General features: G+C 44.0%; 26 protein-coding genes. 6 read left to right on the top strand and 20 right to left on the bottom strand.

The features are described 5' to 3' along the window. Positions 1-105: 105 nt before the first annotated feature. The 13 genes from hfq to NSQ99_RS09815 all read right to left on the bottom strand — a co-directional run bounded on the left by hfq (position 106) and on the right by NSQ99_RS09815 (position 15,564). On the bottom strand, positions 106-342 hold the full coding sequence (hfq, locus tag NSQ99_RS09875) for an RNA chaperone Hfq (RefSeq protein WP_251666386.1): 237 nt from the start codon (positions 340-342) through the stop codon (positions 106-108). A gap of 17 nt (positions 343-359) precedes the next feature. Next, entirely contained in the window at positions 360-1,403 is a 1,044-nt protein-coding gene (gene miaA, locus NSQ99_RS09870; RefSeq protein WP_445670501.1) for a tRNA (adenosine(37)-N6)-dimethylallyltransferase MiaA, read from the bottom strand. A 31-nt stretch (positions 1,404-1,434) separates the two neighbouring features. Then, the gene (locus NSQ99_RS09865) at positions 1,435-2,220 is read right to left on the bottom strand and encodes a class I SAM-dependent methyltransferase (protein ID WP_340836371.1); all 786 of its coding nucleotides are present in this window, start codon (positions 2,218-2,220) and stop codon (positions 1,435-1,437) included. Then, a complete protein-coding gene (mutL, locus tag NSQ99_RS09860; protein ID WP_340836370.1) occupies positions 2,217-4,403 on the bottom strand; it encodes a DNA mismatch repair endonuclease MutL in 2,187 nt (728 codons plus the stop codon). Before mutL ends, NSQ99_RS09865 begins: the two co-directional genes overlap by 4 nt. 52 nt (positions 4,404-4,455) lie before the next feature. Then, a complete protein-coding gene (gene mutS / locus NSQ99_RS09855; RefSeq protein WP_340836369.1) occupies positions 4,456-7,311 on the bottom strand; it encodes a DNA mismatch repair protein MutS in 2,856 nt (951 codons plus the stop codon). A gap of 27 nt (positions 7,312-7,338) precedes the next feature. After that, on the bottom strand, positions 7,339-7,641 hold the full coding sequence (locus NSQ99_RS09850) for a hypothetical protein (protein ID WP_340836368.1): 303 nt from the start codon (positions 7,639-7,641) through the stop codon (positions 7,339-7,341). A 121-nt stretch (positions 7,642-7,762) separates the two neighbouring features. Further along, entirely contained in the window at positions 7,763-9,283 is a 1,521-nt protein-coding gene (locus NSQ99_RS09845; protein ID WP_340836367.1) for a putative amidoligase domain-containing protein, read from the bottom strand. 104 nt (positions 9,284-9,387) lie between these two features. Then, positions 9,388-9,963, bottom strand: a complete 576-nt coding sequence (locus tag NSQ99_RS09840; protein WP_251666392.1) for an outer spore coat protein CotE — start codon at positions 9,961-9,963, stop codon at positions 9,388-9,390. Between the two features lie 280 nt (positions 9,964-10,243). After that, positions 10,244-11,230 carry an aromatic acid exporter family protein gene (locus NSQ99_RS09835; protein ID WP_340836366.1) on the bottom strand — a complete coding sequence of 329 codons (987 nt, stop codon included), beginning with the start codon at positions 11,228-11,230 and terminating at the stop codon, positions 10,244-10,246. A 44-nt stretch (positions 11,231-11,274) separates the two neighbouring features. After that, the gene (locus NSQ99_RS09830) at positions 11,275-12,096 is read right to left on the bottom strand and encodes an ABC transporter permease (RefSeq protein ID WP_340836365.1); all 822 of its coding nucleotides are present in this window, start codon (positions 12,094-12,096) and stop codon (positions 11,275-11,277) included. Beyond that, positions 12,081-12,884: an ABC transporter ATP-binding protein gene (locus tag NSQ99_RS09825; protein ID WP_340836363.1), complete on the bottom strand. Its 804-nt coding sequence runs from the start codon at positions 12,882-12,884 to the stop codon at positions 12,081-12,083. Before NSQ99_RS09825 ends, NSQ99_RS09830 begins: the two co-directional genes overlap by 16 nt. Before the next feature lie 23 nt (positions 12,885-12,907). After that, positions 12,908-13,909 carry an ABC transporter substrate-binding protein gene (locus tag NSQ99_RS09820; RefSeq protein WP_340836362.1) on the bottom strand — a complete coding sequence of 334 codons (1,002 nt, stop codon included), beginning with the start codon at positions 13,907-13,909 and terminating at the stop codon, positions 12,908-12,910. A gap of 152 nt (positions 13,910-14,061) precedes the next feature. Next, positions 14,062-15,564, bottom strand: coding sequence for a carboxypeptidase M32 (locus NSQ99_RS09815; RefSeq protein WP_340836360.1), 1,503 nt, complete (start codon positions 15,562-15,564; stop codon positions 14,062-14,064). Positions 15,565-15,686: 122 nt separating this feature from the next. On the opposite strand from NSQ99_RS09815, the gene NSQ99_RS09810 reads away from it, so the two are divergent. Then, the gene (locus tag NSQ99_RS09810) at positions 15,687-15,998 is read left to right on the top strand and encodes an iron-sulfur cluster biosynthesis family protein (protein WP_251666489.1); all 312 of its coding nucleotides are present in this window, start codon (positions 15,687-15,689) and stop codon (positions 15,996-15,998) included. A gap of 115 nt (positions 15,999-16,113) precedes the next feature. Here NSQ99_RS09810 and NSQ99_RS09805 read toward each other — a convergent pair whose 3' ends face one another. Then, positions 16,114-16,635, bottom strand: a complete 522-nt coding sequence (locus NSQ99_RS09805; protein ID WP_340836359.1) for a DUF309 domain-containing protein — start codon at positions 16,633-16,635, stop codon at positions 16,114-16,116. Positions 16,636-16,752: 117 nt separating this feature from the next. On the opposite strand from NSQ99_RS09805, the gene NSQ99_RS09800 reads away from it, so the two are divergent. From NSQ99_RS09800 to NSQ99_RS09790, 3 genes are all read left to right on the top strand, one after another. Next, positions 16,753-17,268: a hypothetical protein gene (locus NSQ99_RS09800; RefSeq protein ID WP_340836358.1), complete on the top strand. Its 516-nt coding sequence runs from the start codon at positions 16,753-16,755 to the stop codon at positions 17,266-17,268. A gap of 2 nt (positions 17,269-17,270) precedes the next feature. Beyond that, positions 17,271-17,558: a YxcD family protein gene (locus NSQ99_RS09795; protein ID WP_251666492.1), complete on the top strand. Its 288-nt coding sequence runs from the start codon at positions 17,271-17,273 to the stop codon at positions 17,556-17,558. Between the two features lie 219 nt (positions 17,559-17,777). Next, positions 17,778-19,703: a glycosyl hydrolase family 18 protein gene (locus NSQ99_RS09790; protein WP_340838768.1), complete on the top strand. Its 1,926-nt coding sequence runs from the start codon at positions 17,778-17,780 to the stop codon at positions 19,701-19,703. Between the two features lie 528 nt (positions 19,704-20,231). Here the strand turns inward: NSQ99_RS09790 and NSQ99_RS09785 are convergent. The 6 genes from NSQ99_RS09785 to NSQ99_RS09760 form a co-directional block, all read right to left on the bottom strand. Continuing rightward, a complete protein-coding gene (locus NSQ99_RS09785; RefSeq protein ID WP_340836357.1) occupies positions 20,232-20,762 on the bottom strand; it encodes a PadR family transcriptional regulator in 531 nt (176 codons plus the stop codon). 88 nt (positions 20,763-20,850) lie between these two features. Next, positions 20,851-21,597 (bottom strand): ABC transporter permease, encoded by a 747-nt coding sequence (locus NSQ99_RS09780; protein ID WP_340836356.1) that lies wholly within the window; start codon positions 21,595-21,597, stop codon positions 20,851-20,853. Then, entirely contained in the window at positions 21,590-22,297 is a 708-nt protein-coding gene (locus NSQ99_RS09775) for an ABC transporter ATP-binding protein (protein ID WP_340836355.1), read from the bottom strand. The genes NSQ99_RS09780 and NSQ99_RS09775 overlap by 8 nt, the downstream gene beginning before the upstream one ends. A gap of 143 nt (positions 22,298-22,440) precedes the next feature. Then, on the bottom strand, positions 22,441-23,133 hold the full coding sequence (locus tag NSQ99_RS09770) for a sugar phosphate nucleotidyltransferase (RefSeq protein ID WP_340836354.1): 693 nt from the start codon (positions 23,131-23,133) through the stop codon (positions 22,441-22,443). 244 nt (positions 23,134-23,377) lie between these two features. Further along, complete coding sequence (locus NSQ99_RS09765) at positions 23,378-23,956, bottom strand: TetR/AcrR family transcriptional regulator (protein WP_340836353.1); 579 nt, start codon at positions 23,954-23,956, stop codon at positions 23,378-23,380. 42 nt (positions 23,957-23,998) lie between these two features. Then, positions 23,999-24,196: a hypothetical protein gene (locus tag NSQ99_RS09760; protein WP_251666509.1), complete on the bottom strand. Its 198-nt coding sequence runs from the start codon at positions 24,194-24,196 to the stop codon at positions 23,999-24,001. Between the two features lie 114 nt (positions 24,197-24,310). Between NSQ99_RS09760 and NSQ99_RS09755 the strand changes: the two genes are divergently transcribed. Together NSQ99_RS09755 and NSQ99_RS09750 are read left to right on the top strand one after the other, a co-directional pair. Further along, a complete protein-coding gene (locus NSQ99_RS09755; RefSeq protein WP_251666510.1) occupies positions 24,311-25,180 on the top strand; it encodes a class I SAM-dependent methyltransferase in 870 nt (289 codons plus the stop codon). Then, positions 25,181-25,900 carry an RluA family pseudouridine synthase gene (locus tag NSQ99_RS09750; protein ID WP_251666511.1) on the top strand — a complete coding sequence of 240 codons (720 nt, stop codon included), beginning with the start codon at positions 25,181-25,183 and terminating at the stop codon, positions 25,898-25,900. It abuts the gene before it with no gap. Positions 25,901-26,034: the final 134 nt, after the last annotated feature.

The raw sequence follows: 26,034 nt of genomic DNA, 5'->3' as shown, positions 1-26,034 counted from the left end.
CCAACGACAAAAGCAACCGAGCCTAGGCAAGGTTGCTCCTGCGAATCGCTATTAACATAGACGAAACAGTAAGAAAAAAAGTTTCAGTTAAATTAAGCCGCTCAACTATTGGCTCAGCTCTTGCTGCATAAGCGTAACGTTGCGTTGAGGTACAAACGTTGAGATCGCATGCTTATAGACCATCTGTTGACGTCCTTCGACTTCAATAATTATCGTAAAATTGTCAAACGCCTTAATAAGGCCTCTAATTTGAAATCCGTTAATAAGAAAAACGGTAACTTGAATTTGATCCTTACGCAATTGATTCAAAAATGTATCTTGAATATTGATAGATTTGTTCATGTGAACGTTACCCCCGTCTACTTAAAAGATTGATTAGTACTATATTCAAGATGGTCTTGAAACTTTCCTGCTATTATAGCATGAATTGATTGTAAAATCTCCTCAAAATTTTGATCCATGTCCACGAAGTGAAGTCCCTGCATATGACGGAACCAAGAAAGCTGGCGTTTGGCGAAGCGTCTTGTATCCCGTTTTAGTAGTTCTACTGCACGCTCATAGCTTATTTCCCCTTGCAGATAAGCGATAATTTCCTTATAGCCAAGCGCTTGTCTTGGGACAGCATGCATCGGCAGCTCTCTAGCCAGCAGCGCACGGACCTCATCAACCAAGCCTTCCTCTAGCATAAGATCTATGCGCTGCTCGATTCGTTCATATAGCTTGGCGCGATCACGTGTTAAGCCTAGAATAACTAAATTGTATGGACTTTCCTTCTCTTGTCCTCTTTCCTGACCACTTTGATGCTCGCTATAGGGCTTGCCTGTTAAATGTTGAACCTCTAACGCACGAATTATCCTGCGTGTATCGTTAGGGTGCAGACGTGCTGCAGCCTCGGCGTCAACTTGACTCAGTTTTAGATGAAGCGCTTCGTTTCCGTGCTGCGCAGCATATTTCTCCATCTCTGCACGGAACTTATCATCTGATCCATGATCAACAAAGCGAAACTCATAGCATAGAGACTCTATATATAACCCAGTACCGCCAACGACGAAGGGGAGCTTTCCACGTGAATGAATATCTGCAATGAGCGCTTTTGCCTTTGCTTGAAAATCAGCAGCAGAAAAAGATTCCTCCGGATTGCAAATATCAATTAAATGATGAACGATACCTTCTCGTTCTTCCTCTTTTATTTTAGCGGTGCCTATATCCATCCCGCGATAAACCTGCATGGAATCACCAGAAATTATTTCAGCATTGTACCGTTTTGCCAGCTCAATGCTTAATGCCGTCTTCCCGACAGCCGTCGGGCCAACAAGCACAAGCAGTGGCAGCTTACGATTGCTAGCCTCTTGCTGCATCTCATTACCTTGCTGCATTGTACGAATGATCTTCACTTCCTTCACCAATAACAGCCTGCACACAGCAGGCAGCTTACTATATGATTTGTATTTTACCGTAGGCTACCCGATGACCGCGTGCTTGCTGGCATCTTTCAAAGCCTAAACGCTCAAACTCATCACTCATACTGTGCTCCTTTAAGAGCACGCATTTACGAGCTACGCGCTTAGCCTGGTCAATCACAGCATGAGAAAGCGCGTGCTTATTCGCTATATTGCGAATTGAGCCTATGGCACTTGATTCATGCAGCGGCTGACGGAACATGGGATCAAAGTAGACAATATCAACACTTCGATCCGGTAGAGATGACAAATATTGCTCGTGATCAGCAAGCTTCAGCTCAATTCGCCGCATCGCCTGCTCAATGGCTGCTGGCTCAATCCTATAGTTTGCTAATCCTTCTCGAACAACGATATAAAGCAGCTGTTCACTTTCAAGTGCAATCACTTGACCGTCTGAGCCCACTGCCTGCGAAAAAAGCAGGCTATCACTGCATAGGCCAGCCGTACAATCTAACACTACATCTCCTTGCTCGCAGCCACTATATTTGATCAAGCTTTCCTCCGCACCGTGCAGCATCGCTTTAAGCTTTGGCAGCGCCATGCTCGGATGGTAAATAAATGGTTTATCTAGCTTGTCACGCTCATATAAACGTAGTTCATGTTCTGTAGCGACCAGCATAAAAGGAGCACCGCTGCGCTCCATTAGCTTACGCACGCTCATCTGCCTGCGCGGTATTAGCTGCGCATTCAGCTCCCGAGCCAAACCTTGCGCATATGCAAGCAATTGCTCGTGCGGCGCCTGCGAAGTCGTAACGATCAAGACATCACCCGCTTAAACATTTTTTCCAGCTGATAGGTAGAAAGATGCACAATGATCGGACGACCATGCGGACAAGTGTATGGCTGCTGACAAGCAGCAAGTCTGCGAAGCAGCATCTCGCCTTCCTCACGATTCATTCGATCATTTGCTTTAATTGATGCTTTGCAGGAGCACATGATCGCAGCCTCTTCCCGGAGCTTCGCGATATCAATTTGCTTTCTTTCCTGCAGCACGTAATCGATCATTTCTTCAACGACAACTGCTTCTTGCCCTTGCGGCAGCCACTCTGGATAAGCTCTCACCAAATAGGTTTGCTGACCGAAAGGCTCCATATATACGCCGGCCTGTTCAAGATAAGGCAGCAAATCCTTTAAGCTCTGCGCTTCACCTGGTGTAAATTCCAGCGTAAGCGGCACTAGCAGCTGTTGGCTAGCTGCTTGCGGCTGACCGAATTTCACCAAATAATACTCATAATTGATTCGTTCATGTGCTGCATGCTGGTCAATAAGATATAGTCCATCCTCTGACTGCGCAATAATGTACGTACCATGATGCTGTCCAATCCAGTGCAGCTCCGGAAAAGCATGCAACGATTGCTTCTGTTCAACTTCCTGATCGTTTGCTGCGGCATGAGCTGTAGTAGACCAGCCCTCCGATTGAGCTTCTGCAGTTGAAGGAGCGACTGTATTTATCGGAGACACGCCATAAGCAGGGGCGTCTGTCGCTGACGGTATAGACGATATATGTGAAGCTGTTGCTGCATATGCTTCACGTTCAGCTGTGTCATAGCGCTCATGAGCACTCTTCGTCGCTTCCGTCTCATATGCAGTTGCATTCTGCTCATTCAATGCGTTATGCTCCCGTCTCTCATCACGCCCTCCAGTATAGCTGCTGAAGCTATCAGGCTTACGGTATAACCGCTCTGCGGCATCCTTCGGAATGCTCAAGGAATCTCTCCCTGGTGCACCCATACCGTATTCTGATGCTCGTCCTTCAGAGTAAGCAGAGCTCTTCTGCTGAGCAGCCCCCCTCTCCCCCGCTCTATTAAACGAGAGGGGGGAGGTTCCAGAGGGAGCATGCTCGCCCTGTTTATAGGATATTCCACCATCATCCATATGGAATGAGATAGCTTCCTGCACAAAGGAAGCACCCTTACGCTCAGCAGGCTTGATCGAGTCGAGACCTGGCGTATAGCGCAAATTGCCAAGCTTTTCTCGCACGATCCTCTCTATTAAAGCCTTCAATTCCTGCTCTTTGCTAAAGCGTACCTCGAGCTTAGATGGATGCACATTCACATCTAGCAGCGCAGGATGCATTTGAATTTCAAGAATCGCAAGAGGAAAGCGATTGATAGGAAGCAAAGTATGATAGCCCTCAAGCAGTGCGTGATTGCAGGCAATGCTCTTAATATATCGACCATTGACGATAACCGTAATCCCATTGCGGTTCGCACGCGTAAGCTCGGGCTTTGAGATATAGCCTAGCACCTCATAATCGGGGTCCGAGCCATCGATGGCGAGCATTTGCTTAGCTGCACTCGTACCATAGATTGCTGCTAACACCTGTAGTCGATCTCCCGTTCCTAGCGTTCGCAGCAATACATTACCGTTATGCTTCAGTGTGATCGCAATGCCAGGATGTGCAAGCGCCATTCGGTTCATATAATCCGAGATATGACCGAGCTCTGTTTGCACTGTTTTCATATATTTTAATCGCGCAGGCGTGTTGAAAAACAGATCCTTCACCGTAATACTCGTACCTTTCGGCGCATTATACGGCTCATTCGCCGTTAACTTTCCGCCTTCAATGGCGATCCGATGGGCTAACCCCGATGCCTCAACAGAGGAGATACATTCTATTCTTGCGACCGCTGCAATACTCGGCAGCGCCTCACCTCGAAAGCCAAGACTCGCAATTCGGAACAGATCGCTGCTCGTAGAAATTTTACTAGTCGCATGCCTCTCAAAAGCTGTTAGCATATCCTCCTGCTCAATCCCATCACCATTATCGACAACACGGATGAAGGTTAATCCACCCTCTTCAATCGATACGTCAATCGTTGTGCTTGAAGCATCTATCGCATTCTCCACTAGCTCCTTCACGACCGATGAAGGTCGCTCCACCACTTCACCTGCAGCGATTTGGTTCGATAATTGCTCATCAAGCAGCTTAATTCTAGCCATCGTCTTCTCCTCCTCTCCTTGCATTCATCTCGTTGCGGCATATATTAAAGTATTAATGTAGCTTTTGTTTAAGCTCGTTCAACAAATTCATCGCCTGCATAGGTGTCATATTGAATAGATCGGCAGTCTTTAGCTGCTTCAGCACCTGTTCTTCATGCTGTGGCAGCTTTGTCTTCGTAGTAGGTGTTACAACTGGCTCCTCGAATATCGACAGCTGAACGACTTCACCCTGCGGTAAATCACCAGTCGTAGTCTGATTAGGCATCTCTGGCGCCTTGTCAGCATCCATCTCCTTTACAAGCACAGCCGTTCCAGCTCCCTGCAACGCTTCGTATGCCGCCTGTGCGACATGAGGTCGTAAGCCAGTCGTCACGGCCGCATCATTGTCTTCGCCTAGGTCAAATGGCAGATCGAATCGTTCCTCATCATGATCATCAATGACAGACAGCTTTGCAGCTAGCTCTGCCGAGTTTGATCCAGAGGCAACACTTTGTTGCTTCGATGAAGACCGCTCTTCTGCTTGTCCACCAATCTCAGAATCAAGCAGACCATAAGCACGCTGTATTATTTCATCTGGTAATCCTGCAAGCTGAGCGCAATATATACCATAGCTTGTATCAGCAGCACCTGGAACAAGCTTACGTAAGAAGGTAACCTGATCTCCACTCTCCTCAACCGCCATTCGCGCATTCGTTAACGTGCTTAACGAATCAGACAGATGGGCCAGCTCATGAAAATGAGTAGAGACAAGCGCCTTGCAGCCAATCGTCCCATGTACATACTCAATGACAGCCTGTGCAATAGCCATTCCTTCTGCCGTTGACGTTCCTCTTCCAAGCTCATCTATGATGACCAGGCTGCTTGCTGTGGCCTGCTCTGTCATCACTTGAATATCCTTCATCTCCACCATAAAAGTGCTTTGTCCGCCGATCAGATCATCTGCAGCACCGATTCGTGTAAAGATGCGATCCGTTAACGGAATGACCGCTGACTGTGCAGGAACGAAACAGCCGATCTGAGCCATGATGACGATTAAGGCAACCTGTCTCATATAGGTGCTTTTACCCGCCATATTCGGTCCAGTAATGAGCAAAATCGATTGCTCCTTGCGATCAAGATGCGTTGCGTTGGCAATAAAGGAAGCACTGTCCATCATCGCTTCTACGACTGGATGTCTGCCTTCCTCAATATTCATATGATAGCCTTCATGCATGGCTGGCTTTACATAGCGCTGCTCGGCACTAACAAGCGCGAGACTTTGATATACATCCAGCTCAGCGACAACGGCAGCGACCTTCTGTAATCTTGCCAGATGCTCCATAAGATGCTCTCGCAGCTCTAAAAATCTGCTGTACTCGAGATCAACCATCTTTTCCTCAGCCTCTAGGATCAGTCTCTCCTTCTCCTTAAGCTCAGGCGTTACGTAGCGTTCTGCGTTAGCTAGCGTCTGCTTTCGTTCATATCGGCCTTCCGGTAAGCTGCTAATGTTCGCTTTGGAAACCTCAAGATAATAGCCAAACACCTTGTTGAACCCGATCTTCAGCGTTCTAATCCCCGTTATCTCACGCTCACGATGCTCCAGATCAGCTAACCAGCGTTTACCGTTAGAGCTCGCTTCTCTTAACTGATCGAGATAAGCATCATAGCCAGCTCGAATTAAGCCACCTTCACGCAGCGATAACGGTGGATCATCGACAAGCACTGTATCAATAAAATCAGCAAGGTCCTCGCAGCAGTCTAGCGAGTTGACTACGCCAGTTAGAACCGAATGACCTGACTGCTGACAGAGCTCTACAAGCGACGGCACACGGCGCAGAGACAGCTTTAGCGCATGAAGATCCTTCGCATTCGCATTTCCGTATGAGATACGCCCTACTAATCGCTCCAGATCGTAGATCGGCTGCAGCTCTCTACGTAGATCGTCACGCAGAATCATATTTTTATATAGTATTTCAACTGCATCCTGACGCTGCTGTATTTCTTTCAAACTAAGCAATGGCTTATCAATCCAGCGGCGCAGCAGCCTCGTACCCATCGCCGTTTGCGTACGATCCAGCAGCCATAGCAATGAGCCCTTCTTGCTGCGATCGCGAACGGTTTCTGTAAGCTCCAGATTACGACGCGTATAATAGTCCAAGATCATATACTGCTGTGGCTCATAGCTTGTCAGTATCGTGAGATGCTTCAAGCTCCGCTTCTGTGTGTCCTCAAGATAGCTAAGCAGTACCTTAACCGCACGACGGCGAGCACCCTTCAGCTCACTAAGCTGAGAGGCAGAGAACTGCTGTTGTAGCAGCTCCTCATCACATTCTGGCCAGCCTGTTAGCGGCACATTGCGATTCCAGCTGCTGCCGCCCTTCAGCTGCTGCAGCACATGCTCATCACCAACGAGCTCGGAAGGACTATATAAATTTACTTCATCAAGCAGGGAGCTGAGTGACCCAGGAAAGGAAGTTACATACAACTCTCCTGTTGACAGGTCACTGCTAGCTATACCATATACGCCATCAAGCTCAACTACTGCTCCTATGAAGTTATTGCCTTTACCGTTCAATGTTTTTTCTTCCATCACGGTGCCAGGCGTTATCGTTCTCACAACCTCACGACGTACGACGCCTTTCGCCTGTGCAGGATCCTCTACCTGCTCACAGATCGCTACTTTGTAGCCCTTCTCAATTAATCTAGCGATATAGGTTTCGGCAGCGTGGTAAGGAACACCGCACATCGGAATTTTCTCTGCTGTACCTCCATCACGACCAGTCAATGTTATTTCTAGCTCACGAGAAGCATTAACTGCATCCTCGAAAAACATTTCGTAAAAATCACCTAATCGAAAAAAAAGAAAGGCATCAGGTACCCCTTTCTTTATCTCCAAATATTGCTGTATCATCGGTGTATAGGTTGCCACACGACTCCCCCCATTGCATTCCTATTATTAAAACGGAAGCTCTTGTCCTGCAGCTACGAGCTGCTCAATCCGTTTCGTTATTGCATACTCAGTTAACTCATTATCTAATATTCTTCCATACCATGCTTCCATCTCACGTCGCTCAAGCTCTATATGCTGTTCATTGTAATCGAATTCTACTTTGTTAATATTGCTAGCTGCCGAAAATAAGCATATGGCATTAAATAGCATCGTTATTTTTAGTTCATCCTCTTCGCCTTCAAGCTCATCATAAAATGATAGTGCTAGTCTTGTTGGCTCCTTGTCAGAAGTGAATCCTTGATTGGACACTTTGAAGCCTCCTTAATCGCTTCTTATAGATTCTACTATTTTATCATGAGTGGTGCATCTATTCGAGTTTTTTTGCAAAATAAAAGGATTGTCTCGCCTGGAATAACAAGGCGAAACAATCCTATGTATAAGCTTTATCTATCTCGCCAGCCTCTAATAAAGACCAGCGGTTGCGTATATCATCCTGTTCATTCCATGTTTTACGCTGCCTAATAGCATGCTGCAGCGGAGCAATAGCCTTCTCGAGCTTATACTCTGGTGTATTCGAGGCTAGCTTAGAGAGTAGCTGAAGCATATCTAGCGCCTTAGCGTGTAATTGTTCTCTGTCTTCCCCTGCATATGCATCATCTAGCCAGTCAGCTGACTTTAGCTGGATTGCCAGCTCCTTATTATTCTGTACAGCAATATAACAGCATGCTATGGCTGCTTTCGTTAACGCTGGCGAAACTAGCCAGCTCGGAAGCGTGCGGTATTCGAAGCCACCATGAAATTGCCTACGATAATCACCCAAGCCGCCAAATTTGCGAAGACGTCCAGCTCCATTTTGATCTGCAGCAGCTGCAAATGGAATGGCAAGTGCCGCATCCAATATACGCAAAACTCTTGGCGTAAGCTGGACACCGCTAATATGGAGATGTCCGCCAAGCGCAATGCCTCGTACCGGCATACCTCCAGCAAGCCATCGTAAGCGTTTATCTGTAATCGCTGTCGCTGTCTCCTTCAGCAGACGATACAGAGAAGCAAACAAACGGTTTGGATCGGTCTCTGGCGGCGGTCTAAGCTCCACAATTGGATGGATTAGTTTATTTCTATACCACAGTGCATCAATGCCCACATACATACTGTCGCTCTCAAGCAAGTATTCTGTCGCTGAAACAACGCGCTGCTGGTCATTGACGAGAATAAATTCTGGATCTGCTCCAAGCTGAATTCTTTCATTACGCTCGTTATGATCCACTGCTTCTGCTTCCCGCTTCCAACGCTTCAACCACGCTGTAATTGCCTCACTAAGCAGCTCTCTGTCAATAGGTAGCTGCTGCTTCGCAATAGACCATACACCTCTTATGGCCATGCTGCCCGTACCACTAACCGCGACAAGCACGGAACCGACATCTAGCCATAACGCGTACAATGCACGGCAGGCTGCTACCTCCAAAGCACGAAGCGTCCATTCAGACAGCTCAAAACCGGAATGCTCAATGAGATGCTCATCATTACGTATAGCAGGGTAAGCGGCTCCTAATGGCTTTAATGCTTCATCTACCCTTCTCCAGCTAAGCATCATATGGTCAATGCAATGGACAAGGTATAATCTCTCATCATTAAGTCTCTGACTGACTCTTAGCCTTGCTGACTTCCATCGAGACTGCATATCGGCTGCTGAATAGCTTTCATAACGTCTAATTCCAGCGTTGATCTTGTTATGCTTCAATGAATAATCGCTGCCGCTATTATGCTGTAGTACAATACACGGTGCATGCTCTGTATGCTCTAATCTATCTCCATCATTCAGCGAGCCTGCCAACTCAACTTGGTGCAGAGCTTGAGCATGCTCCATTGCCAGACTCCCATCAAACAGTCTAACAGGATCTCGCAGCACCATCAGCCGCCCATTACTGTCCACTTGAAGCAGCATGTGCATAAGCATTTCTTCCTTCTTATTGGAATTACATTCAAATAAAAAACGAAGAGGGCTTTCGCCCTCAAGTTTTGCCGCCAAGCGACATATGCTATCGATAACTAACGTTAGATCTCATCCTCGTCAAGTAGATCTTCCAGATCGTCGAATTCCTCTTCGGACTCATCAACCTCTTGATCGTAATCGAAATCCTTGCCATCAATATCTGGGCAACCACCAGGTACAACAGCGACAGAAACCTTCGTCTCAGCAATCATCTCAACTGCGAATTCGCGCTCAATGCGAACAACGACAGAATCACCGTTGGACGATATATTCGCCTCAATACAGTTTGGCTCCGTAATCGATTCTGCGGACACCTCCGTCGTTGAGGCGCGATGCTTAGGATCTAAGTAATATAAAGGTACATTTTCTACGAACTTTACACTTTCCTTTGCTACATCTGTTTGAGAATTGTTGTTGTACGAGTACCAAATATTAATGTCATAAGTACCGATAACTTCAACTCCACCATTTGACTTGACCGCCTCATACTTAGTGTTTATAACCCATGCACCAAGAATACTTGTTGGTCGATGCGGTGGGGTTACTGTATGAGTAGATGTACTAAACTTACGACCTTTCCCGCAAACAGCCTTTGTAATAATTTCTCTGCATCGGAGCTGTTTATTTGCTTTAGACATCGACTTAACCTCCTCCATACAATCATTCACTTAAGTGTATGCAAGTGCTAGGCGTTTGTTGATTACTGTAGTCCAACAATTGCAAACATTTTTTATTCAAGTATGTAATATGGAGTCGTAGCCTACATCTACGCCTATTCGATTCGACCCAAAACTCCTTTTACATGTTACTTCATGAATATGAAAGAAAAGCTTATTCTATGACACATCTATAAAAATGTGCACGAATAAGCTTTTTACCATGATATTTTTATTATCCTATTATATGAAGCCAACTATTTCAGCCTGTAAGATTAGACTTTTCTAGCAGGCTTTGATCTGTATTTCCTCTCTTTTTATAGCGTTTCGCTATATCCAGGTAGCGATTCATTTCATGCATCAGCATAAGCAGAGAAGCTCTGATCTCAAATTCATCACGCGTCTTTGGCAGCTCCATTGCACGGAATTTTTCAGCAAGCTCTTGCAGCTTAACTCTAACCTCTCCTACATATACGTCAGATTGCGTGTCTCGTCCAAGCTGCTCCAGCAGCTCTGCCACTGGCTCGGCATGCTTTAGTTGACCATGGACTCTCGCAACCATTTCCATCATTTGTCCTATCGTATCCAGCTGCTGTCTTCTCATCTCAAAATATGTAAGCCAATATCCTTCATTGCTCCACAGCTGGTTTTCCTTACTGCGAATAGCAATCGTTATTCCTTTTTCGATGTCACGATGTGCATCGAGCAGCTCTTCCCCGCTCCACACGTAGGTAGGCTCGCGAAGCGTCTTAGCCAGCGTATAACAAATTTGATAATAATTCGATTCAACCGCTTCTCTAAGCTTCATAAGCTCACGTTCAACATTAGGCATGTACAACATATTAATAATTGTCGCCGAGCCTAGACCTACTAGCAGTAAACAGACTTCATTCCATATAATACCGGTAGTTACTTCACCATAGGAATAAATATGAAACACAGTAACACAGCTAGTAACGATGCCTTCCTTAAGCTGGAAACGTGCCATGATCGGAAACGAAACGAGTATAAAAATCGCAACGGTCCAATGATAAAAGCCAAGTGTAACAAAAATAATCGAGGCAAAGCCTAATCCTAGCACCGAGGCAACGAAGCGAGAAGCTGTTTTCGTAAGACCTTGCTTTCGCGTTACCTCGACGCCAAGAATAGCTAATATTCCTGCTGATAATGCAGGCTCCAAATTAAAATAATGTGCGACATAGATTGCAACGATAGCTGCAATCGCTGTTTTAATGACTCGAATCCCCATACTCATGCTCCTAGCTGTTAAGATGTCATTAGTATAGCGATTGTTTAACGATCTTTCCAGCCAGAAGTCACTTTTCGTTCTAAGAAACTGACAGCCTGATACATAAATGTCGCAACAAAAGCAATAACGACAAGCGTTGACAGCACTAAGGTGAAGTTAAACACCTGGAAGCCATAAATAATGAGGTAGCCAAGCCCTACTCGAGCAACTAAAAATTCACCAACGATAACACCGATCCATGCTAAACCAACGTTCACCTTTAACGTGGAGATAATCACTGGAAAGGCAGCAGGCAGAATAACATAGTAGAAGGTTTGAAAGCGAGTTGCGCCGAAAATCGTTGCAACCTTAAGCAAACCTTCCTCCGTTTCTCGAAAACGATTATAAATATTAATGGTCGTTATAATGACTGTCACAAGAAGCGTAATGGCTACGATCGAGCCAAAGCCTGGTCCTAGACCTACAATAAGCAGTGGACCGAGCGCAACCTTCGGCATACTGTTCAGCACAACTAAAAATGGATCAAAGACACGTGCAACGAATGGAAACCACCATAATAGTGCAGCAATAAGGGTTCCAAGCAGTGTACCGAGCAGAAAGCCCGCAATGGTTTCCGCCACGGTTATACCGATATGCGGTAGAATGCTACCATCTAATAGTGAAGTATATAGATGATTAGCAATTTTGCTTGGCGAACTAAAAATAAGTGGGTCGACAATGCGGGCTTTACTGCTCCATTCCCATATCGCAATAAACCCAACGAGTAAAATCATTTGTGTTAGCAGCACTAGCATGCTTTTTCTACGCATACGATCCTTATATTGCTTATGAAGAGTTGTTAACGGCGCAATCATGTTATTCGACACCCCTTTCCACCCCTTTCCATCTCTTCATCGAGCTCATACCATATTTCATCGAAGCAGGCTTGATAGGAAGGATGCTTTCTCGCTTCGATAGGACCAGCAGCTCGCAGCTCACGTGGAATGGTCACGATTTTACGAATATGGCCTGGGTTACGTCCTAATACAACGACTCGATCACTTATCGCCACAGCCTCTGCCAAGTCATGTGTAACGAGAATAGCTGTTTTGCCTAGACGATCTAGCGTGGATTGAACAAGCTCCTCCAGCTGCATTTTAATATGAAGATCAAGTGCGGAAAACGGTTCATCTAGCAAAAGCAAGTCTGGATCGGTAATTAAGGTGCGCGCAAGCGCGACGCGCTGCCGCATCCCTCCTGACAGCTGATGAGGATACTTGTCTGCGGATTGCTCCAAGCCAAGCTCATCAAGCAGTGAAATTATTTTTTGCTTAGACTGCGCATTCGCTTCTTTGCGTATCTCTAAGCCTAGCATTACATTTTGCAATATGGTGCGCCAAGGATATAGATAATCCTGCTGCTGCATATAGCCTAATCGAGAAGAGGGCGAGGTGATCGCCTCGCCCAACATCGTAAGCTCTCCATAGGTTGGGGCTATTAGTCCTGCGATCATGTTAAGAATCGTCGTCTTTCCGCAGCCACTAGGACCGACAAGGCTAATAAATTCACCCTTATATACCGTAAGATCAATATGATCGACAGCAAGATGGGCACCAGACGCGTTGACATAAATATGAGACAGCTCCTTGAGCTCTAGTACCTTTTGTCTACTCATAATCAGATCTCCTTATCGACAGACTATTGGATTGCTTTCTCTGCAAATGTCGTATTTACAATGTCAGCATGCTCCGTACGCTCAGTCAGTTCACCTGCACTCGTCATTACATCGATTAGATTGTTCCATTCCTCTTCATCAACAATTGGATCCGTTGCGAATGATCCTTGAGCCTTGTAACGTTCAATGGAGCTAGCCATAATGTCTAGATCCACATTCTCAAAGTAATGTGCGACAACCTCTGCGATTTCCTCTGCTGAATGCTCCTCCACCCATTGCTGCGCCTTGAATACAGCATTCGTGAAGCTTTGGACAACATCGCTATTTTTGTCAATATAGCTTTGCTTCGTCATAAATACGGTATAAGGCAATAATCCACTTTCTACGCCAAAGGAAGCAACAACATACCCTACACCTTCTTTTTCAAATATCGATGCAGTTGGTTCAAACAGCTGAACATATTCACCCGTCCCTGAAGAAAACGCTGGTGCAATATTGGCAAAGTCAACATTTTGAATCAGCTCTAGGTCAGCATGTGGATCGATGCCGTGCTTTTTAAGTGTGAATTCACCTGCCATTTGCGGCATACCACCTTTGCGTTGGCCAAGGAATACTTCACCCTTTAACGACTGCCAATCAAAATTATCGATCTTTTCGCGTGATACTAAAAACGTCCCGTCCGTCTGTGTAACCTGGGCGAAATTGATGACCGGATCATCGCTTCCTTGCTGAGCAACATAAATCGATGTTTCAGACCCAACTAGTGCAACATCGATGACATTTGAAAGCAGCGATGTCATTGTTTTGTCCCCGCCTGGTGTCGTTATAAGCTCAATATCGATGCCTTCTTCAGCAAAAAATCCTTTCTCAATCGCTACGTATTGCGGGGCATAAAAGAGTGAACGAGTCACTTCCCCTATACGTACAACTGTATTTCCCTTCTTATTATTGCCGCAGCCTGCTAATATCGTGGCTGAGGCAAGTATAAGCGAGAGCAATACTAGTAACGTTTTACTCCTTTTCATTACTACTCCTCCTTGTATTGTCGTGCTATAGCTTATTCACTTCTCAATAATGTGGTGCGTACATTGTGCAGCAGACCACTAGTAATTAACAAAAAAAGCCTCTCACGACAACATACTCAAATGAGCAGATTGTGGTGAGAGGCTATTGTTACTTAAGAGAGCTTATAGATCTCTTCGTATTTTTCTTTCAGATAGTTTATCAAGTACTTAGGATTCAGAGGCTCATCTGTAATCCCTTCTACAAGCTCCTGAGGAGTTTTCATACGACCAAATTGATAGATGCGCTCAGTCAGCCACTCTTTAATGGGTAGGAGCTGTCCCTCTTCGACCTGTTTCCAAAGATCAGGCATGTGTTGCTCAAGCGTATGCGCAAACTGCGCCGCATACATATTGCCTAGAGAATATGAAGGGAAATATCCAAATCCTCCGCCTGACCAATGCACATCCTGCAGTACACCTTCTGCGTTGGTAGATGGTGTTATCCCTAAGTATTGCTCGTATTTTTCATTCCACACACGCGGTAAATCCTTAGCCTTTAAGCCTTCGTTGAATATCATTTGTTCGATTTCATAGCGAATTATGATGTGCAGATTGTAGGTCAATTCATCTGCTTCAATACGGATTAGTGACGGTTGAACAACATTGTTACCTCGGTAGAATGTATCTACTTCAATATCATTGAATTGTGGAAATCGTAACTGTAAATCTCGATAGTAGCGATTCCAGAATGACCGGCTTCTTCCAATCATATTTTCCCAGAAGCGAGACTGTGACTCATGAATCCCCATTGATGTGCCTGTCGCGAGTGTTGTACCTGTTAATGTATCGCTTATGTTTTGCTCGTATAACGCATGACCGCCCTCATGAATCGTTCCAAAGAGCGCACTCGTTACATCATCCTCTAGATACCGCGTCGTAATACGAACATCATTTACATTTAGGCCTGTAGCAAATGGGTGCACACTTTCATCTAACCGACCCGCTTCAAAGTCAAAGCCCATCTCTCTAAGTATGAATAAGCTGTAGTCCTTTTGTGCCGCAATATCAAAGCTACCATTAAGAAACTCAGTATTAGGCTGGTGCGGGCTAGCAGCAAGCTTCTCTGCAAGCGGGATAAGCTCCTTCTTCAGCTTACCGAACAATTTATCCAGCTGCTTCACCGTCATTCCTGGCTCGTACTGATCAAGCAGTGTATCATAGCGAGTTTCATGAACGCCCCATAGGTCAATCATTTCATTCGTAAGATCAATAATTTGCTGTAAATATGGCTCAAAGCTATCGAAGTCGTCCTTTTCCTTGCATTCCTCCCACATCGATTCGGCTTGCGTTGTTAGCATAACATATTTGTGATTAAGCTCAGGAGGGATTTTAACACTGCGATCATAATCCTTACGTGTTTCAGCAACGAGCCTTTGATCTACCTCAGATAGCTGACTCCACTGTTCCTTGCTTTCTAATTCAGTAAGTAAAGTGCCAAGCTCTTGGGAGGTAGATAGCCGAAACATCTCAGCTGATAGCGTTCCAATAACCTCGGAGCGGGTATCCATACCCTTTCGTGGAGCTCCAGTTCGTAAATCCCAATACAATACAGCTAATGCCTCATCATACTGTTTAATCGTTTTATTAATGCTGCGAAACTGCTCAATGAGTGTCATCTCGATCTTCCCTTCTAGTCATAATTGATCATACTAATTCGGCTTAGCTTGCTTCTAGTCAGCGATCATTCTATAATTTACTATATCCTAATCGGCATAATGAAAACAAAGGTGATGAACGAATGCGTATTACATTTACAACAGAGGCAGTACATAAACTGCAGCTACTGCTTAAGGATAAGAAGCTTAAATTTCTACATGATATTGAAGGCTGCGGCTGTGTTGTTAGCGGTGTGCCAACATTAACAACGATCGATTCACCTACTGAGGATGATCGTGCGGGGGAAGCAGATCCACTTCCTTTTTATTATGAGCCAAGGCATAAGGTGTATTATGAAGATCATATGAAAATCCACTATGATACAGATAAAAATGCCTTTAGCTTAAAAAGTGACGCTCAAATTTATACGTTGAATTTGCGATTTGTTCCATAAAGAGCTACGAAAGGAAGGCAGCTTTTGTATTGTTCATCAACATACGAAGCTGTCTTCTTTTCTTTGTAAGACCATACTCGTTGCAAACGCAATACAGTTTATTTTATGTAATCCATTACTTTCTATCCCTAGCCTTTGCTTTTAATGCTGCTTGGCGAGCTGCAATAACGTCACTTCGATCACGTAGCGTATGGCGATGAATAATAAAGTCCGGTACACTCGCACTCTCTTGACCCCAGCTAAGTCCTCTTGCTGCAGCTTCCTTCTTGCATAGCTCCAGCAGCTCCTTATCTAAAAACGGCAGCAGCATATCCTCATAGGCTTCTTGCTTCTCACAGGCTTCAATCCGTTGCTTAAGCATTACTGCAAGCTGTGTAGGATCCAGCCCAATTCGTTCGCTTGTCTCTTGCTGTAGCGCAGCTAACGCAGATTGATACATTCGATTTGCACCCCGCCGATTCTCTCTACGTTCATGATATTGTCCGACTGCCACCTGAATACACATGACCCATAGCTTGCCAAGCCCATCCTGTGGGTGTTCCTTCCAATATTCCTCTAATAGCTCATGACATTCAAAATAATCACGCGTAGTATGAAATTCTATTAAATAATCGATATATGTAGATGGATAATTCATCGCTTCACCTTCAAAATTTATTTAAATGATTAGGATTTTTTGAAACCAAACATTATAATAGACGTAATGTCTTACTATAGCAACATTAAGCAAAAAAAACAGGAGGGAATCAATTACATGAAAAAAGGCTTTTTTGTTATGCTGGCTCTAACAGTGTTTCTAGCACTGGGCCTTGGCTTCAGCGATACTGCTGATGCAAAGCGTGGTGGCGGCTTCAAATCGAACAAGCAGAGCTTCACGCAAAAAAAGGACAACACGACTCAGCAATCGAACAGCGGTGCTGCAGCAGGCACAACATCTGGTACTAAATCTTCAACAGGTTCTGCAGCTACAACAAAATCTGGCGGTCTATTCGGCGGCAGCTCCTTTATGAAAGGCTTAGCTTTTGGTGGACTAGCTGGTCTATTGTTCGGCGGTATGTTTTCCAATATGGGTGCTTTTGGAGAAATCTTCAGCCTACTCATCAATATCGCGGCAATCGTTGCCATATTCATGATTATTCGAGCAGCTTGGACTTATATTCGAAACAACAAGCCGGCTGCAGCAGGCCACAACAATCGCAACAACAATTATTACGATCAAGATCGTAATCGTCGTGATGAAGAAGATCGAAATGGAAGAGGTCAATTCTAATTATGCGAATCTACACGGATGAAATCATTAATGCGATTTGCCTGAATTTGGCAGATCGCCGCGGTGTAAAGCCAACGGATGTTGAGGTACAGCTTTCTTGGGAAGAGGAGTATGGCTATACAGCAGAGGTTTGGGTGAACGGTCGTTCACAATATTTGCTACAAGCGAACATTATGGAAGCTCTGGAGCAGTATTTTTACTCTGAATATCAAATCCGCGTATTTCGTTCAGATATTATTCTTGGCATTGATGAGGAAGCAGAGCAATTTTGGGCTGAAGCAAGAGCTTAAGCTCTACTACTCACTCGTTTAACAGCGCCATACGGTCAACCAGACCGTATGGCGCTGTTTTTTATTTTCCTTCCTTATTTACCTTCCTATATGCATTAGTGGCAATACTCTCCTATACTAGTTGAAAGCACCCTATATTCCTACTATTCTCATAAACTTCCACATTACAACACTTCTATATTCCATGTATACTAATGATAGATTCATATAAGGAGAGTGATGGTAATCTTGAAGCGTATGTGGAGATCCATGCTGCTATGCTTGCTCGTTGCAGTCTTGCTGCCCGTTGGACATTTTACTGCAGATGCAGCAAGTATGACACAATATCGTGTCTATCAAAACGACAAGCCATTAAAGGAATTTGCTAGGGTAAGTCAAGCCATTGCCTATGCGAAGTATTACAGCTACAGTCATGTAGAAAAAATTAGCAATCGCGAATGGGTGTGGCATAACCTTCCTAAGTATAAGGTGTACATAAACGGTGAGTCTTCATCGAAGCTTGAATATGCGACCTTAACTGAAGCAAAAAAGGCTGCTTCTTCTCATATTAATGCATATGTCCGTGACCTCGAAGGAATTGGCTGGGCTTATGAAAATTTTGCTAATTATGTGCTCTATCAAGGAGATAAAACATATGACCATTGGCAATTCTACAGCTTAGACGATGCTAAGAAGGAAGCAAAAAAGTGGACAAATGCGCACATCATGAACGTAAACTCTAAGCAATGGGTGTGGGATAATTTAACTGCACCGATGATTAAGGAACAACGTGATGCTACAGCAAAATACAGCATCTACAAAGATGGTGAGCTGGCTGCTGGCAGCAAATCGTACGCATTTCTGAAGGATGCGATCGAAGCTGCAAATAAGCTTAGCAATAGTGAGGTAATCAACACAGCTACGGGCAAATCAGTCCATCAAAATCTATTAAACTTTGAGGTGTACAGCCAAGGCAAGCTAGTTAAGCTTCATTCTACCCTTGATGCTGCTGTAAAAACAGCTAAAGGGCTGTATGCAGCCGAAGTGAAGCAAGATGACAAACTTCTTTGGAGCAGTGTTCATTATTTGTCTGTATATCAAGGTGAAAAGCTAATTAAAAGCTTCCACTCCATTAACGGAGCGCTCGCCTATGCGAAAAACTATAGTAACTCCTACATTATGAATCAAGACGGCCGCAAGCTATGGTCCTCCTCTAAAAATTTTGTTTTTATGGGTTGGAACGGCTCAAGCTCGGTCACTACAATTAAAAGTCACATTAGTAATACACAAGGCTTAGATATTGATTCGCCAACCTGGTACTACGTTGATAATGAAAACGGTGCTATGAATAGCAACGTTAGTGCAGCGCTAGTACACGAGATGAAGGCTCAGGGCATCGATATTATTCCGCTCGTTCACAATCAATTCGATAAAGAGCTTACAACAAAGTTTTTAGCGGATGAAAAGGCTCAGGATCGCTTTATCAAGGAATTGATAGACAGCCTTGTCTCAATTAAAGTCAAAGGTCTAAATCTTGACTTTGAAAACCTTGCTGCAAGCGACCGTAACCAATTTACAAGCTTTGTTCAGAAGCTAACGAAAGCGGCTCATGCAAAAAAACTAACCGTTTCCATTGATCTAATGCGTGGCGATGTTCGATGGAATCATCTCACAGCCTATGATTATGAAGAGCTCGGTAAAATCGTTGATACGGTCATTATGATGGCCTACGATGAGCATTGGACTGGCTCAGATACGCCTGGATCTGTAGGCAGCATCGGCTGGGTTGAGGAAGGCATTAAGCAGTATTTAGAATATGGAATACCTCGCAGCAAGCTAATTCTTGGAATACCGTTCTACTCTCGCGAGTGGCGCATAGACAGTAACGGCAAGCTCGTTGACAACCGTGCCATCCTAATGAAGGATATCGATAGCGTTGTTTCGAGCAATAAAGCAACCCGTACCTATGATGAGAAGGCTGGCCAGTACAAATATACGTATACAAAAGATGGATATACGCATGTGTTCTGGGCAGAAACAACGGAAAGTGTGCTTGCGCGTGTAAAGCTTGCTAAGGAGTATGATTTAGCCGGAGTTGCGGCATGGCGACTTGGCTATGAAGATTCTTCCTTATGGGAAGCGATGCTTAAAGTGAAAGAGCAATAATTATTTAATTATTTATTTTGTATTGTGCACGACAACCATTGCACTAGTTTCTAACCTTAATGCGCAAAAGGGCGGGTAATGAGCTTAACAGCTCACTACTCGCCCTTTTTCAATATTCGGTTTAAATGCTATCATTTGGATCATACTATTAAGCTTTAACTCATCGAACAAGGAGTGTGAATATGAGAAAAATAAAAATTACACGATTTGATAAGTTTATGCTTCTCACTTTTGCTTACGGAGGACTTGGATTCAGTTTGTACTCTCTCATTCGAAAAAGTACGTATTCAGATGATCTTCTTTCCTCTATCATCCGCATTGTACTATCAATCTCGTTGATACTAGCTGTGCATCATGGATTGAAAAAACATCGAAGTAATAATGACGAAGTAGAGTGAACAAAGCATTAAACTAAAATATTGATTTAAAGCAGTGTACTCTCGAAAATCGACAGACTTTAAGTGAAAATTAGCATCCTCTAACCCACATTTTCTTGATTATCGAATATATCAAAAAATGCTAATTAGTTCACTGCTGCTCGTAATGAGCAATTAACTGGTCTAACAGCTGCAGCTGCAGCTCATACTGATTATAAAGATTTTGGAACAACAGCTCCACTACTCCATCTACGTTCATGAATTCTTGTTTTACTTTAATCCCTGCCTTCTGCTGCTCCAGCTCCTTGGTCAATTGCTCGCGCTGAAGCTGTAAGCAAGCGAGTACCTCCTCACGACCAAGCTCCTGTATAAAGCTTAGAGCTGTATACAGCTGACTTGGCAGTTGTATAGATGAGGCCTGCAATGCTTCGCGAAGCAGCTCGAGAAAATGCTCCTCTCCTTGCTTCGTTATTTTATATATCGCTTTTGAACGATTCCCCGTCTGCTCTAGCGCATCAATCTCGACTAAGCTTTCGGATTCCATTTTTTTTAATGCGTGATAGATCGACCCTGGTAATATACCTGCCCAAGCATCAGTTTTGCTTTGAGATAATACCTGTTGAATCTCATATCCAGACATTGGCTTCATCTTAAGCAATCCTAACACCATCAATCTAGCCATATCATCACCTCAATATCAAATATTCAATATTGAGTATTAGTGTAGCATAAAGTATTCTCGTTCGCCAGAATCTGGAGCTGCGATCCTCTTATGCTGTACTTGATTTCAATATTACTTGATTCGTATCCCATCGGAACGTGATACTAGCGATCAGTATAGCAATCATAATATATATGACAAGGACGATTAAGCTAAGTATAGATATGGAACTACCAGCTGATTGCATCGTAGATATCAAATTCGTGTAATGCTCAAATGGTAGTAATCTACCTACAAATGCAACCCAATCAGGCGCACCATTCAACGAATAAAACGCACTACTCATGAAAATCATCGGCATTTGAAGCAAATTAGATAGCATATTAATTTGAGCTTCATTTCGCGCAGCATTGGCAATGACGAATCCGATGCTTGTAAAGCATATTGTCCCGATCACAATGACAAGCAGAGTAAGCCCGATAGACCATGCCGTTAACTTCATTCCAAAGCTTAGCATACCTATTAACCAAATACTCCAGTTCATTGCGACACCAATCACTGTTCGGGCAACAATCATTACAGCAATAAATTGCATTAATGGCATAGGCGTTAGCTTAAGCAGCTTGTATACGCCTCTACTGCGCTGCCAATGAACCTGAAATGCAATACCCTGCATCCCCCAAAACACTGTACTTATTGCCGTAATGCCGCAAATAATGCGAAGCTGCTGCTCCGGCTTATCAATATATATAGCTAGCCCAAACATAAGGACAATAGGCAGCAATAAAGAATAAAACAACGTAATTTTATCACGTAATGACGTAACGAGCATCGATCGCAATTGTACTTTAAGCATAGGATTCATCCTCCCTAGTCAATTTCATATACAGCTGTGTCAGGCTAGCTGCATCATACTTATTACAGAGCTCGGCAGGCTCACCTGCGGCAATGATTTTACCGTGATCGATGACCAGCACACGCGTTGCCAGCTGGTGCACCTCATCCATATCATGAGATGTAAATACTATCGTTTTTCCTTGCTGCTGTAGCTCAAGCATAAGATTATGAATGTCCTGTCGATTACGTGGATCGAGTGCAGCAGTCGGCTCATCCAAAAAGATAAGTGTAGGCTCATGCATGATCGCAACCGCAATTGCTAATCTCTTCTGCTGTCCTCCCGATAATTTTACTGCCTCTGTATGGGCAGCATCCTGAATACCACAAATCTCTAAGCAATTCATTGCCTCCTCCTTGGAAATTGACTTCTTATAAAAGGAGGCAAACAACAGTAAGTTTTCCATCGCACTCAGAGCCGGAAAAAAAGGAACCGCTTGAAGCTGAACGCCAATTTTCCCTTTAAAACCAGAATCCCAGTACCATATCGTTCCTGAGCTCGGCTTTTGCAGACCAATAAGCATTTCCAGCATCGTTGATTTTCCTGCACCATTTGGACCAATAATCGCTATAATCTCATTTGCTTGAATCGATACATCCATGTTGTTCACAATCGTTCGCAAACCAAACTGCTTAACCAAGGCTTTAGCTTCAATGTACATCCTTCATCACCCTTCAGTCATTGTTAATTAGTCAACGTTGAGTATTTATGTTTAATTATACAATATCCGATGATTAACACTTTGTAAAGTAGATTGTATTAGTTATTTTCAGTCAACAAAATAAGTAAGAAGACATGTGCAAGCTAACATATGATTAAATCCTTCGGCTGCCCTGTATCCTTCCACCAATAGCTAGAGCTATAAATGCCTAGCTCATACTCATCATCGATAAGCTGCTGTATCGCATCTGTAATCTCATATTCTCCTCTAGCTGAAGGATGAATCTTCGAAATAGCATCATAGATCGTATGCCGAAATAAATAAACACCATTAATCGCTAGATTACTTGGTGGATGTTTCGGTTTCTCTACTACTCTATGAATCGTATTACCGTTCATCTCCACAACACCAAATTGCTCAGGTGAATCTACTTGACTTACTGATATTAATCCATCAAGATTTTCCGACTGAAATTTCTCTATTAGGGGCAGCAATGAGCCATCTATTATATTATCACCCAAATACAATAGAAAATCGTCATTTTGAGTAAATGTCTGTGCTATACGCACAGCATCAGCTAATCCTTTAGGTTCATGCTGCTCAATTAATGTTATTCGAATGTTCCATGGTGCACCACCCTGCAATACTTCGTCAAAAACAGTTCGGAACAATGGCGCAACGACAACAGCAATATCCTTTATACCAGCTTGAATCATCCTTTCGATTCCATAGAATAATACTGGTTTGTTCATAAGCGGCAAAAGATGCTTAGGTCTAGAGAAGGTTAGTGGTCGTAATCGTGAACCTTTTCCAGCACACAATATCAAACCTTTCAATTATCCCCCCCCTTCTATTAATCAATGCTGGCATATAAACTGAAACTCTTCCAATTACTATATGTTAAACAAATGAAGTTGACACGGTATACGTCCTATTCTCATATATTCATTGCATAGTTGTTCTAACAAAATGAAAAAGCTGCCCTCTGTGCACGACAGAAAACAGCTTGTACAGTTTAAGACAAACGATGTTTCACATTATTGTATATGATTAAACGAAACAGCTTAGCGTCATTGACGTTCATTGTCTAAGCAAGGAGAAAAAAGCATTAGAGGTTGTACGTACAATCGAAATATCGTCCATCGTCTCCGCCAGCATCAGACTGCCCTCGAGGGAAGAAACAAATAAATAAGCACTTTGCTCTGGCGAAACCTTATTGCGAAACTCTCCACTAGCTATTCCTTGCGCAAGCAGCTCTGTAATGTACGTATGCAAGCATGCAAAAAATTGGTAGATGCGCTGATGAACCGCTTCTGCTTCGGCTGGACTTTGCTCATACATCGCGATGAACGGACAGTTCCCTTTATTGCCCCTATCTTCAATTTCCTTTTGTAGCAATTGAATAAAGCTCTCAATACGCAGCTGTGCACCTAGCTCACGTTGCCCAAGGGAAACCTCTAATGCGGATTCATACCGGTTGCCCCAGAAATCGACCACCGCATACAACAGCTCTTCTTTGCTTGCAAAATGATAATATAAATTGGAGCGGGATACTCCGCTTTGCTCCACTACGTCATCGATACTCGTATACTTAAAGCCCTTGCTTAGAAAAAGCCTTGCCGCAATATGTATTAATTGCTCTCGGTTTCTTGCTACCATATTCATTACACCTCACAAAACTAGGACTGAATAGTCCTAGTTTTATTTATATTCCTCATAAGCAGGCAATATATAGCGATGACCACAAAATTTACACTTCAGCATTATACTTTGTTCACCGAATGCGTAGCTAACACAGTCGTCATCTTCAATATCGAGCATCTCTCTGCCATGCTCATCATAGTCACTTGTTGCAAAAAAAGACGTTTTATTACCGCATTCACATTCAAAACGTAACATAATCTCAGACCCTTCTACTAAAAATATAGCTGGCTTCGTTGATTTTAGTATCGCAGCTTCGTTATAATAAGCGATGATATCATAACAAGAAGCGATTAGGAAGGAAACATCTGAATGTACATAGCTGATCAGTGGAAAGATTTTGAAGTAATTGATACAGGAGCAGGAGACAAGCTGGAGCGTTGGGGCAACTATATTCTTCGTCGCCCGGATCCGCAAATTATTTGGCCTATAGAAAAGGAAGACGAGCAATGGAGAAAAGCTGATGCTCATTACTTCCGCAGCTCCTCAGGTGGCGGTCAATGGCAAATCCGCAACAAAGAAATGCCTGAACGCTGGACAATTAGCTACAATGAACTTAGGTTTCATATTAAACCAACAAGCTTTAAGCATACTGGCTTATTCCCAGAGCAAGCGGTCAATTGGAGCTGGATGATGGATAAAATCCGTAAAGCCAATCGTCCGATCCGCGTGTTGAATCTATTCGCCTACTCTGGAGGCGCTACAATCGCCTGTGCAGCTGCAGGTGCAGAGGTATGTCATGTCGATGCAGCTAAAGGAATGGTTCAATGGGCGAAGGAGAATGCCGTGTTATCCGGTCTTGAGGAAGCACCGATAAGATACATTACCGACGATGTATTCAAATTCGTTCAACGTGAACAGCGTCGCGGCAGACAATATGATGCCATTATTATGGACCCTCCTTCCTACGGACGTGGACCAAAGGGCGAAACATGGAAGCTTGAAGAAAATCTATTTCCGTTTCTGCAAACCTGCATGACCATTATGAGTGACAACCCGCTTTTCATGCTCATCAACTCCTATACAACTGGACTTTCACCTACTGTTTTGCAGCATTTGCTAACGATGAGCATGGGTAGTAAGTACGGTGGGGAAATTAATTGCGGAGAGATTGGTTTGCCGATAACACGTTCTGGTCTAGCTCTTCCATGTGGAATATTAGGACGTTGGGAGTCGAAGTAGATGAAGCCGGCAATTCCGATATTGTATGAGGACAATCATATTATCGTTGTCGAGAAGCCACCAGGCATTCCTTCACAGGAGGATGATACTGGAGATGCAGATATGCTAACGTTGATTAAGGACGACATTAAGCTTCGCTATCAAAAGCCAGGCAATGTATTTCTCGGACTTGTACATCGATTGGACCGCCCTGTCGGCGGCGCGATGATCTTCGCTAAGACCTCCAAGGCTGCCTCAAGGCTTTCTGATGCTGTCCGTACCCGTACCTTCGGGAAAACATATATGTGCATCGTTGAGGGCATCCCAGTCGCTCAGGAGGCCGATCTGCTTCATTACATCCGTAAGGATTCAAAAAAGAATCAAGTGACCGTGTTTAATCAGCCCGTTGCTGAAGCTAAGGACGCCAGACTCAGCTATCGTGTCATCGCCTCGAACAATGGCACTAGCTTAGTCTCCATCCAGCTTCATACAGGAAGGCCGCATCAAATTCGCGCTCAAATGGCCTTTATCGGCCACCCGCTTCTTGGAGACGTTAAATACGGCAAAGCGGCAAAGCAGCGAGGTCACGGTACCATTGCATTGTGGTCGACAAGTGTTACAGCACCACATCCGACGTCAAAGGAAGTGATGAGCTTTACTTCCTTGCCGAACTCAGCTGAAGCTCCTTGGTCTCATTATACAGCCCAGCAGCTTCAACAAGCTGTACACTGGTACACGTAGCAATAAGCCGCTCAAGTGAGAATGTTTTACACATGAGCGGCTTATATACGTTCACTTGAGCCTCACGCAACATCTGAAGCTGTGTGCACGTCTTTATATTGGAAACTTAGCCTTTCTTACTATCTACTTTAATA

The sequence above is a fragment of the Paenibacillus sp. FSL W7-1287 genome, from assembly GCF_038004245.1.
Taxonomy (GTDB): Bacteria; Bacillota; Bacilli; order Paenibacillales; family Paenibacillaceae; genus Pristimantibacillus; species Pristimantibacillus camelliae.
The sequence above is the reverse complement of the archived record's forward strand: the minus strand, read 5'-3'. Positions and strand labels throughout refer to the sequence as shown.